Origin of the sequence: Bacillus sp. FSL K6-2861, from assembly GCF_038630725.1 — a bacterium.
Lineage (GTDB): Bacteria > Bacillota > Bacilli > Bacillales > Bacillaceae > Bacillus > Bacillus velezensis.
In genome coordinates, this window is the sequence record NZ_CP152037.1 from 387,651 (window position 1) to 399,995 (window position 12,345).

At 51.6% G+C, this 12,345-nt stretch carries 3 protein-coding genes and 1 pseudogene; all 4 read left to right on the plus strand.

Translation table 11 applies throughout. The annotated features are described in order from the left end of the window. Positions 1 to 11: 11 nt before the first annotated feature. The 4 genes and pseudogenes from comS (at position 12) to srfAD (ending at position 12,285) form a co-directional block, all read left to right on the plus strand. Positions 12 to 176 carry a competence protein ComS gene (gene comS / locus NYE62_RS01850; RefSeq protein WP_269461319.1) on the plus strand — a complete coding sequence of 55 codons (165 nt, stop codon included), beginning with the start codon at positions 12 to 14 and terminating at the stop codon, positions 174 to 176. Then, a pseudogene (gene srfAB / locus NYE62_RS01855) lies at positions 122 to 7,663 on the plus strand (surfactin non-ribosomal peptide synthetase SrfAB); the annotation flags it as partial. The gene comS and the pseudogene srfAB, both read left to right, overlap by 55 nt. A 34-nt stretch (positions 7,664 to 7,697) precedes the next feature. Beyond that, the gene (srfAC, locus tag NYE62_RS01860) at positions 7,698 to 11,534 is read left to right on the plus strand and encodes a surfactin non-ribosomal peptide synthetase SrfAC (protein WP_342497194.1); all 3,837 of its coding nucleotides are present in this window, start codon (positions 7,698 to 7,700) and stop codon (positions 11,532 to 11,534) included. Positions 11,535 to 11,553: 19 nt separating this feature from the next. Continuing rightward, positions 11,554 to 12,285: a surfactin biosynthesis thioesterase SrfAD gene (gene srfAD, locus NYE62_RS01865; protein ID WP_064115814.1), complete on the plus strand. Its 732-nt coding sequence runs from the start codon at positions 11,554 to 11,556 to the stop codon at positions 12,283 to 12,285. Positions 12,286 to 12,345 lie beyond the last annotated feature (60 nt).

Here is a 12,345-nt window from a genome sequence, read left to right on the forward strand (position 1 = left end):
TTATTTGCAGCATGAGAGCGAGGAGGAGCAGCAGTTTGAACCGATCCGACAAGCGCCTTATCAGAAGCATTATCCTGTTTCCTCAGCACAGCGCAGGATGTATATCCTTAATCAGCTCGGACAGGCAAGCACGAGCTACAACGTCCCTGCTGTACTTTTGCTGGAAGGGTCAGTAGACAAAAAGCGTCTTGAGGAGGCCATGCAGGCATTAATCAACCGTCATGAGACACTGCGTACGTCGTTTGACATGGCAGAGGGAGAAGTCGTGCAGACCATTCACAAAAATGTGTCGTTTGAGCTTGAAACCGCCGAGGGCCGGGAAGAAGATGCAGAAGAGCTGACAAAAGCCTTTATCAGGCCGTTTGCGCTCAACCGCGCGCCGCTTGTCCGTTCGAAGCTGATCCGGCTTGAAGAAGACCGGCATCTTCTGCTGATTGACATGCACCACATTATTACGGACGGAAGCTCAATGGGCATTTTCATCGGTGATCTTGCGAAGCTTTATCAAGGCACGGAGCTTGCGCTGCCAAAGATTCATTATAAGGATTTTTCAGTCTGGCAGCGTGAAAAAGCAAGTCTCGATCAGCACGAAGCCTACTGGCTTGATACGTTCAAAGGCGATCTGCCGGTGCTGGATCTGCCGCTTGATTTCCCGCGTCCTGCCGAGCGCAGTTTTGAAGGGGAACGCGTCATCTTCGGGCTTGATAAACAGGTGACGGCGCAGATTAAGAAGCTGCTGGCTGATACGGATACGACGATGTACATGTTCTTGTTAGCCGCTTTTCAAGTGCTGCTGTCCAAATATTCGGGGCAGGAAGACATCATAGTCGGGTCTCCGGCGGCCGGAAGACAGCATCCTGATCTCCAAGACGTGCCGGGCATGTTTGTCAACACAGTTGCGCTTCGGTCGCATCCTGCCGGCAAAAAAACGTTCAAACAATTTCTGGATGAGGTGAAAACGGCGAGCCTTCAAGCTTTTGAGCATCAAAGCTATCCGCTTGAAGAATTAATTGAAAAACTGCCGTTAACGAGGGACACAAGCCGGAGTCCGCTGTTCAGCGTGTTATTTAATATGCAGAACATGGAGATCCCGGACCTGCGGCTCGGAGATTTGGAGATTTCTTCATACTCCATGCATCATCATGTCGCTAAATTTGATCTTTCCTTAGAAGCGGCTGAGCGCGGAGAAGAGGTCGGATTGAGCTTTGATTACGCGAAAGCCTTATTTGCGGACGAAACCATCCGCCGCTGGAGCGCTCATTTTGTCAATCTGATTAAAGCCTGCGCTGAAAATCCGGATATTCAGCTGGCCGATGCAAGCCTGCTGTCCGCTCCTGAACGGGAAGCGCTCCTTTCTGATGAAAAACGTACGGAGGCGGATCTGCCTGAGGGCACTTTTGTTTCGCTGTTTGAACGGCAAGCGCAAAAAACGCCTGATCTCACGGCGGTTGCGGGCGGAATAAGTCTGACATATCGTGAGCTTGATGAACGCTCGAACCGGTTTGCCCGCCACCTTCAGGCTTGCGGAACGGGCAGTGAGGACATCGTGGCCATTATGATGGATCGTTCGGCCGACTTGATTACCGCGATTCTCGGTGTCATGAAAGCCGGAGCGGCATTTCTCCCGATTGATCCGGAGACTCCTGAAGAGAGAATCCGCTACTCTCTTGAAGACAGCGGAACGAAGCTTCTGGTCGTCAATGAGAGAAACATGACCGCGGCCGCCGTTTATAAAGGAAAAACGGTCGTAATGGAAGACGGAGAATGGCAGAACGAAAGCGCCGACCGGCTTGAAACGGAGCCCGGCGCCGACCAGCTTGCATATATCATTTATACCTCGGGAACAACGGGCAAACCGAAAGGCGTCCAGCTGGAGCACCGCAATCTAATCAATTATGTCACATGGTTCAGCCGTGAAGCCGGTTTGACCGAAGCTGACAAATCCGTGCTGCTGTCTTCTTACGCATTTGATCTCGGCTATACGGCTATATTCCCGATTCTTCAGGCGGGCGGAGAGCTGCACATTGTGCCGAAAGAGACGTACACCGCGCCTGATCAGCTTGGTGAGTATATACAGAAAAACGGCATTACGTATATGAAACTGACGCCGTCATTGTTCCATATGATCGTCAATACAGCCCGTTTTACGTCAGAACGCCGTTTCAGCCCGCTTCGTTTAGTGGTGCTCGGCGGAGAAAAGATCATCACGTCCGATGTCCGCAAGTTTCATGACGTATACGCCCATACCGACTTCATCAATCACTACGGGCCGACGGAAACGACGATCGGCGCCATTGCCGGACGGATCAATATGGAGCGCCTTGATCAATATGAACAGCGTCCCGTCATCGGCCGCCCGATCGCGAATACCGGCGCGCTTGTATTGGACGGAGCAATGCAGCTCGTTCCTCCGGGCGCAAGCGGCGAGCTTTATATTACCGGGAAGGGGCTTGCCAGAGGATATCTTCACCGTCCGCAGCTGACGGCGGAGAAATTTCTCTCAAATCCTTTTTCACCGGACAGCCTCATGTACAAAACGGGAGATGTCGTCCGCAGGCTTCCTGACGGGACGATTGAATTTATCGGCCGTGCGGATGATCAGGTGAAAATCCGGGGCTACCGCATTGAATTAAAAGAGGTTGAAACTGTGCTGTTAAGCGTAAACGGCATTCAGGAGGCGGTCGTTCTCGCAGTCAGCGAAGGCGGGCTGCCGGAACTGTGCGCGTATTATAAAGCCGACAGCGAGCTGAAAGGCTCTGAGCTTCGCAAACGGCTTTCCGAAACACTGCCGTCTCATATGCTTCCGGCTTATTTCATACAAGTAGACCGCATTCCGCTCACAGCCAACGGAAAAACCGATAAAAACGCCCTTCCGAAACCGGGCGTCAGCCAAACGGCGCAAACAGCTTCAGCCTTGCCGGAAACGGAATTGGAGGAAAAGCTGTGCCGCATTTGGAAACAGACACTCGGTACGGATACGCTCGGCATCGACGATAATTTCTTCGATTACGGCGGGCACTCTTTAAAAGGCATGATGCTCCTCGCCAATATTCAGGCTGAACTGGACAAAACGGTTCCGTTAAAAGCGCTGTTCGAACAGCCGACTGTCCGCCTGCTTGCCGCATATATCGAAAAATCAGCGGTATCTGAGGGATATCGGATGATCTCACCGGCCGACAGTGCAGACGCGTATCCGTTATCATCCGCCCAAAAACGGATGTACGTCCTGAACCAGCTTGACCGGGAGACAATCAGTTATAATATGCCGTCCGTTCTTCTGATGGAAGGAGAAGTCAATATTTCAAGGCTTCAGGAAGCGCTCAATCAGATGATCAATCGCCACGAGTCTTTGCGGACGTCCTTTATCGATCAAAACGGCCGCCCGATGCAGCAGATCGCAGAACAGGCTGACATTGACCTGCACATCTTTGAAGCAGCGGACGAGGAGAAAGCGGATCTTATCATTCAGGCATTCATTAAGCCGTTCGATCTGAGTGCGGCTCCGCTCATTCGGGCCGCTCTTGTCAGACTGAATGAAAAGAAACACCTGCTGCTGCTGGATATGCATCATATTATTGCCGACGGCGTGTCCAGAAGCATGCTGGTCAAAGAGCTCGCTCATCTTTACAAAGGCGGAAGCCTGCCGTCGCCGAACCTGCACTATAAAGACTTCGCCGTCTGGCAGAATGAACCCGAGCAGGCCGAACGGATGAAAGACCATGAGCGTTATTGGCTCTCCGCATTTTCCGGCGAGCTTCCTGAATTGAATCTGCCGACCGATTTCCCCCGTCCGCCGATTCAAAGTTTTAAAGGACAATCCGTCCGTTTCAGAGCGGGGCGTGAAACGGAAAAAGCGGTGCGTGAATTAATGGAATCATCGGGAGCGACTCTTCATATGGTGCTTCACGCCGCGTTCCATGTCTTTTTGAGCAAAATCACGGGGCAGCGCGATATCATTATCGGCTCGGTGACCGCCGGAAGAACGAGCGCCGAAGTTCAGGAAATGCCGGGGATGTTTGTCAATACGCTTGCGCTTCGCAATGAAACGCGAAAAGAGCAGACCTTCGCCGGGCTGCTCGAACGAGTGAAACAAACCAATCTCGACGCGCTGGCGCATCAGGATTATCCGTTTGAGGATCTGATCGGAAAGCTTGACCTGCCGAGAGATATGAGCCGCAACCCGTTGTTCCAGGTTATGGTGACGACAGAAGATCCGGATAAAGAAACACTGGAACTGGAGAACCTGCGCATCACTCCGTATGAGTCAAACCAAGGCACGGCGAAATTCGATCTGACACTCGGCGGCTTTACGGATCAAGAAGGTCTCGGCCTTCAGTTTGAATATGCGACTGATCTGTTTAAAAAAGAAACAATTGAAAAGTGGAGCGCCGGGTTCCTGCGGATTCTGAAGCAAGCGGCAGAAAGTCCGGACAGAAAGCTGCCTGAGATTTCACTGATCAGCGATGCTGAAAAACAAGCTCTCCTTGACGCATGGAAAGGAAAAACACTTTCTGTACCGCGGGACAAAACGGTTCACCGTCTCTTTGAAGAAACGGCCGCCCGCTACGCGAACCGGCCGGCCGCGGCATATAACGGCGCGAAATGGACGTACGGCGAGCTGAACGCAAGGGCGAACCGCATCGCGCGCATTCTCATGGACTGCGGCGTCACGGCTGACGAACGTGTCGGCATTTTGACGAAACCGTCCTTGGAAATGGCCGCGGGCGTACTCGGCGTCTTGAAAGCAGGCGCGGCATTTGTGCCGATTGACCCCGACTACCCGGAAGAGCGCATCAGCTACATTCTGCAGGACAGCGGGGCCAAGCTTCTTCTCACACAGGAAGCGCTGGACGTGCCGGAAAGCTACAACGGAGAAACGATTCTGCTTGACGGCAGCCGCTCCATTCTGAGCCTGCCGCTTGATGAAAACGATGAAGCGAACCCGCAGACGGAAACAACGGCAGATCATCTCGCTTATATGATTTACACGTCAGGAACGACCGGACAGCCGAAGGGTGTCATGGTCGAACACCATGCGCTGGTGAACCTGTGCTTCTGGCATCACGACGCATTCGCCATGACGGCGGATGATAAAAGCGCCAAATACGCGGGCTTCGGTTTTGACGCCTCCATCTGGGAGATGTTCCCGACATGGACCATCGGCGCGGAGCTTCACGTCATTGACGAAGCGATCCGGCTGGATATCACCCGCTTAAATCACTATTTCGAGGAGAACGGCGTGACCATCACCTTCCTGCCGACGCAGCTGGCCGAACAATTTATGGAGCTGGAAAATACCTCTCTCCGCATGCTTCTCGTCGGCGGCGACAAGCTGAAGCGGGCGGTGAAACAGCCTTACACGATCGTCAACAACTACGGCCCGACGGAAAACACCGTCGTCGCGACAAGCGGCGTCATCAATCCGGAGGAAGGATCGCTTTCGATCGGACGGGCGATTGCCAATACGAGAGTTTATATTCTCGGCGACGGCGATCAGGTGCAGCCGGAAGGCATTGCCGGTGAATTGTGCGTGGCCGGCCGCGGTCTTGCGCGCGGATACCTGAACCGTGAAGAAGAAACGGCGAAGCGGTTTACCGCAGATCCGTTCGTGTCCGGAGAGCGCATGTACCGGACCGGCGACCTCGTCAAATGGAACGCGAAGTGCGGCATCGAATACATCGGCCGTATCGACCAGCAGGTCAAAGTGCGGGGCTACCGGATCGAGCTTTCAGAAATCGAAGTCCGCCTCGCCCAGCTTGCGGACGTTCATGACGCAGCGGTGACGGCCGTGGAAGACAAAGCGGGCAATACCGCGCTTTGCGCCTATGTCGCGCCTCAGCAGGACGATATTGAAGCGCTCAAGTCCGCGCTGAAAGACACGCTGCCTGACTACATGGTGCCGGCGTTCTGGGTGGAGATGGACGAGCTTCCGGTCACCGCGAACGGAAAGATTGACAAAAAAGCCCTGCCGGAACCGGATATTGAAGCGGGAAGCGCGGCATACAAAGCGCCGGAAACGGAGATGGAGACGCTGCTTTCCGACATTTGGCAGGAAGTGCTCGGTCTTGACCAGATCGGCGTAAGCGATAATTTCTTCACGCTCGGCGGCGACTCGATCAAAGGCATCCAAATGGCGAGCCGTCTGAACCAGCACGGCTACAAGCTGGAGATGAAAGATCTCTTCCAGCACCCGACCATCGAAGAGCTCGTCTCCTATGTGGAGCGGACGGAAGGCAAGCAGGCCGACCAGGGCCCTGTCGAAGGCGAAGCGGACTTAACGCCGATCCAGCGCTGGTTCTTTGAGAAAAACTTCACGGACAAACACCACTGGAACCAATCCGTCATGCTTCACGCGAAAGACGGCTTTGATCCGGACCTGGTGGAAAAAACCCTGCAAGCATTGATTGAACACCATGACGCGCTCCGCATGGTTTACCGTGAAGAAAGGGAAGGCATCATTCAGACATACCTCCCTGTCACAGAATGCAAGGCAAGCTTTGAAATCGTTGATCTGTACGGAACTGACGAGGATATGCTGAAAAGCCAGATTCAGCGGCTTGCCGATCATCTTCAGGGAAGTCTGGATCTGGAGAACGGCCCGCTGTTAAAAGCGGAGCAATACCGGACAGAACAAGGCGATCATCTGTTAATCGCGATTCACCATCTCGTCGTGGACGGGGTTTCATGGAGAATTCTGCTTGAGGATTTCGCTTCAGGTTATAAACAGGCGCAGCAGCAAAACAGCATCGTCCTCCCGCAAAAAACCCACTCCTTTAAAGATTGGGCGGAGGCGCTGAACACGTTTGCGCAATCAGAAGAGCTGAAAAAGCAGACGGATTATTGGGCGCAGGCAGATGCGGAAGAACTCCGGCCGCTGCCCAAAGACCATGATCCGAACAAGCGGCTCGTCAAACATACGGCGGCCGTGAAATGTGAATTGACTGAGGAAGAAACGGCACAGCTGCTCACAGATGTTCATCATCCGTACGGAACGGAAATCAACGACATTCTGCTCAGCGCGCTCGGCTTAACGATCGGTGAATGGACGGAAAACGGCAAAGTCGGCATCAACTTAGAAGGACACGGCCGGGAGGAAATCATACCGAATGTCAATATTTCACGGACGGTCGGCTGGTTTACGGCCCAATATCCTTTGATTCTGCAGATCAGCAAGGAAGACGGCATCTCTTCCGTCATTAAAACGGTAAAAGAGACGGTGCGGCGCGTTCCTGATAAAGGTGTAGGATACGGGATTCTCCGGTATCTGTCATCCGATGAAGCAGAAAAAGGCGTCACGCCTGAAATCAGTTTTAACTACTTGGGGCAGTTTGACAATGAAGTGAAAACGGAATGGTTTGAGCCGTCTCCATATGATATGGGACGTCAAGTCAGCGAAGAGTCAGAGGCGTTATACGCACTGAGCTTCAGCGGGATGGTTACAGGCGGCCGCTTCGTCATTTCCTGCTCATACAATCAGGAAGAATATGAAAGAAGCACCGTCGAAACACAGATGCAGCGGTTTAAAGACAATCTCTTAATGATCATCCGCCATTGCACAGCCAAAGAGGAGAAAGAATTTACGCCGAGCGATTTCAGCGCGCAGGATCTTGAGATGGATGAAATGGGAGACATCTTTGACATGCTTGAGGAGAATTTAACGTGACAAAAACAGTTAACAGAAGGGGGGAGCGGAGCAGATGAGCCAATTCAGCAAAGATCAGGTTCAGGACATGTATTATTTGTCGCCGATGCAGGAGGGAATGCTGTTTCATACTCTCCTGAATCCCGGCCAAAGTTTTTACATCGAACAAATGACAATGAAAGTAAAAGGCAGCTTGAATATCAGATGTCTTGAAGAAAGCATGAATGTGATCATGGACCGGTACGATGTATTTCGTACCGTGTTCATTCACGAAAAAGTAAAAAGGCCGGTCCAAGTCGTATTGAAAAAACGGCAGTTTCAGATAGAAGAAATCGATCTGACACATGTAACGGACAGCGAGCAAACAGCCAAAATCAATGAATACAAAGAACAGGATAAGATCAAGGGCTTTGATTTGACGCGGGATATTCCGATGCGGGCAGCCATTTTTAAAAAATCGGAAGAAAGCTTTGAATGGGTGTGGAGCTACCACCACATCATTTTGGACGGCTGGTGCTTCGGCATCGTCGTGCAGGATCTGTTTAAGGTATACAATGCCCTGCGCGAACAAAAGCCGTACAGCCTGCCGCCGGTCAAACCGTATAAAGACTATATCAAGTGGCTTGAAAAGCAGGATAAACAAGCATCACTGCATTACTGGCGCGGGTACTTAGAAGATTTTGAAGGACAAACGACATTTGCGGAGCAAAGAAAGAAACAAAAGGACGGCTATGAGCCGAAAGAGCTGCTCTTCTCACTGCCGGAGGCGGAAACAAAAGCATTTACCGAGCTTGCAAAATCGCAGCATACCACTTTGAGTACGGCGCTTCAGGCGGTTTGGAGTGTATTAATCAGCCGCTACCAGCAGTCCGGCGATTTGATCTTCGGCACAGTCGTTTCCGGGCGTCCCGCAGAAATCAAAGGCGTTGAACATATGGTTGGGCTGTTTATCAATGCTGTCCCGAGGCGGGTGAAGCTATCTGAGGATACCACATTTAACGGCTTGCTCAAGCAGCTGCAGGAACAATCGCTGCAGTCTGAGCCGCATCAATATGTGCCGCTCTATGATATCCAAAGCCAGGCCGATCAGCCAAAGCTGATTGACCACATCATTGTGTTTGAAAATTATCCGCTTCAGGATGCAAAAAATGAAGAAAACAGTGAAAACGGCTTTGATATGGAGGACGTCCATGTTTTTGAGAAATCGAATTATGATCTCAACCTGATGGCTTCTCCAGGTGATGAGATGCTGATTAAGCTTGCCTATAACGGGAATGTGTTTGATGAGGCGTTTATCCTGCGCTTAAAATCTCAGCTTCTCACAGCGATTCAGCAGCTCATCCAGAAGCCGGATCAGCCTGTCAATACGATCAGACTTGTTGATGAAAAGGAAAGAGAGCTTCTGCTTACCGGCTTAAACCCGCCGGCTCAGACTCATCAGGCGAAGCCTCTGACAGATTGGTTCAAGGAAGCGGTGAATGTAAATCCAGATGCACCGGCGCTTACGTATTCCGGCCAGACTCTTTCCTATCGTGAATTAGATGAGGAAGCGAACCGTCTTGCGCGCCGTTTGCAAAAGCAAGGCGCGGGTAAGGACACCGTTGTCGCGTTATACACGAAGCGCTCGCTTGAGCTGGTGATCGGCATTCTCGGCGTATTAAAAGCGGGAGCGGCTTATCTGCCGGTTGATCCGAAGCTGCCGGAGGACCGAATCTCGTACATGCTGGCTGACAGTGCGGCAGCCTGTCTGCTGACACATCAGGAGATGAAAGAAAAAGCGGCTCAGCTGCCGTATACAGGAACAACACTCATCATCGATGATCGAGCACGGTTTGAGGAACAGGCAAGCGATCCTGCAGCCGCAATTGATCCCGATGATCCGGCGTATATTATGTATACGTCCGGCACAACCGGAAAGCCGAAGGGCAATATCACCACTCATGCCAATATTCAAGGATTGGTCAAGCATGTAGACTACATGGCATTTTCTGAAAAAGATACGTTCTTATCTGTTTCCAATTACGCCTTTGACGCATTTACCTTTGATTTCTACGCATCAATACTGAATGCGGCACGGCTCATTATCGCAGATGAACATACACTGCTTGATACAGAACGGCTCACTGATCTGATCCGGCAGGAGAATGTCAATGTCATGTTTGCGACAACCGCACTTTTTAATCTTCTCACCGATGCGGGAGAGGAGTGGCTGAAGGCGCTTCGCTGCGTGTTATTCGGGGGTGAGCGCGCGTCAGTGCCTCACGTCAGAAAGGCGCTTGAGATCATGGGGCCTGGCAAGCTGATTAATTGCTACGGGCCGACTGAGGGAACGGTGTTTGCGACAGCTCACGTCGTGCACGATATACCGGATTCCATTTCCTCATTGCCGATCGGAAAGCCGATCAGCAATGCCAGTGTTTATATTCTTAACGGGCAAAATCAGCTTCAGCCGTTCGGAGCTGTCGGTGAACTGTGCATCAGCGGAATGGGTGTATCAAAAGGGTATCTGAACCGTCATGACCTGACGAAGCAAACGTTTATCCCAAATCCATTCAAGCCGGGAGAAATGCTTTACCGCACAGGGGATTTAGCACGCTGGCTGCCGGATGGAACAATTGAATACGCCGGGCGTATTGACGACCAGGTCAAAATACGCGGACACCGGATTGAGCTTGAAGAAATCGAAAAGCAGCTGCAGGAATACCCGGGTGTGAAAGATGCGGTCGTTGTTGCGGATCGCCATGAGTCTGGAGATGCATCAATCAACGCCTACCTCGTGAACCGGACGCCGCTTTCAGCTGAAGACGTAAAGAGGCACCTGAAAAAACAGCTTCCTGCTTACATGGTGCCGCAAACCTTTACTTTCTTAGAGGAGCTTCCGTTAACGACAAACGGGAAGGTCAATAAACGGGAGCTGCCGAAACCGGATCAGACTCAGCTGGCGAAAGAATGGATCGGGCCTCGAAACGCGACGGAAGAAACGATTGCACACATCTGGTCCGACATCCTCGGCAGACAGCAGATCGGGATTCATGATGATTTCTTCGCGCTCGGAGGCCATTCCTTAAAAGCGATGACGGCAGCGTCGCGCATTAAAAAAGAGCTCGGTACTGACATTCCGGTGCAGCTGTTATTCGAAGCGACGACAATCGCAGACATTGCCGGTTATCTGCTTCACGGTGAAGAAAAAGGAATGAAAGATCTCACCATCATGAATAAAAATCAGTCTGACACACTGTTTGCGTTCCCGCCGGTTCTCGGTTACGGGCTGATGTACCAGCCGCTGGCAAAACAGCTGTCCGGCTTTCGAATCTGTGCGTTTGATTTTATCGAGGAAGACAACCGCATCGAACGCTACACAGAGCTGATCCATCAGCTCCAGCCGGAAGGACCGGTCAAGATGTTCGGATACTCGGCAGGCTGCACGCTCGCCTTTGAAACGGCCAAACGGCTTGAAGCCGAAGGACGTAAAGTGGAGCGGCTGATCATGGTTGATTCTTATAAAAAACAAGGCGTCAGCGACTTAGAAGGCCGCACCGTAGAAAGTGATGTCCAGGCGCTGATGAAGGTAAACCGGGACAATGAAGCGCTGAATAACGAAGCCGTCAAAGAAGGTCTCGCCAAAAAAACAACCGCGTTTTATTCTTATTTTGTGCATACCGTCAGCACCGGCACGGTCAAAGCGGATATAGATCTATTAACGTCAGAACCGGACTTTGCGATGCCGCCGTGGCTCGCTTCGTGGGAGGAAGCCACGACAGGTGAATACCGTGTGAAAAAAGGCTGCGGTACTCACGCAGAAATGCTTCAGGGAGAATGTCTCGAAAGGAATGCGGCATATTTGCTCGAATTCCTAAGGAAGGAACATCTGAAGCTGACAACTTCACGATAGAAAAGGAGGAAGCCCGCCAATGGTCCAGCTCTTTAAATCGTTCGATACCACGGAAAAAACGCAGCTTATCTGTTTTCCGTTCGCAGGAGGCTATTCCGCATCATTCCGCCCGCTCCACACCTATCTTCAAGGTGAGTGTGAGATGCTTGCCGCGGAACCGCCGGGACACGGAACAAATCAAATGTCCCCCGTTGAGGATTTTGAACAGCTTGTCAGTTTATACAAGCAGGAGTTGAATCTCCATCCTGACCGCCCGTTTGTGCTGTTCGGCCACAGTATGGGAGGCATGGTCGCTTTCAGGCTGGCGCAAAAGCTGGAGCGGGAGGGCATTTACCCGCAGGCCGTGATCATCTCAGCCATTCAGCCGCCGCATGTTGAAAGGAAAAAAGTGTCTCATCTTGATGATGAAAAATTTCTCGCCCATATTATCGAGCTTGGTGGAATGCCGCAGGAGTTAGTGGAGAATAAGGAGGTCATGTCATTTTTCTTGCCTTCTTTCAGATCCGACTACCGCGCGCTTGAAAGCTTCCGTCCGTCTGATTCTCACATCATTCAATCACCCGTCCATGTTTTTAACGGGCGGAAGGATAAAAAATGTATCAAAGATGCGGACGGATGGAAAAAATGGGCCGACAATCCCGTATTTCATGAGTTTTCGGACGGCCACATGTTCATATTAAGTGAAACTGAAAAAGTGGCGGAACGAATCTATGAGATTATTAACAGGAGCACTGCAGGCCAATTGTTATAGGATATGACAGACAGCATTCGCTGTCTGTTTTTTGTAACAAAATCCGCCCTCGAGTTTTCT

What these genes read in the sequence shown, in the direction of transcription:
- comS (WP_269461319.1), top strand. Translation starts at nt 12, where the DNA reads ATGAGAGCGAGGAGGAGCAGCAGTTTGAACCGATCCGACAAGCGCCTT.
- srfAD (WP_064115814.1), top strand. Translation starts at nt 11,554, where the DNA reads ATGGTCCAGCTCTTTAAATCGTTCGATACCACGGAAAAAACGCAGCTT.
- srfAC (WP_342497194.1), top strand. Translation starts at nt 7,698, where the DNA reads ATGAGCCAATTCAGCAAAGATCAGGTTCAGGACATGTATTATTTGTCG.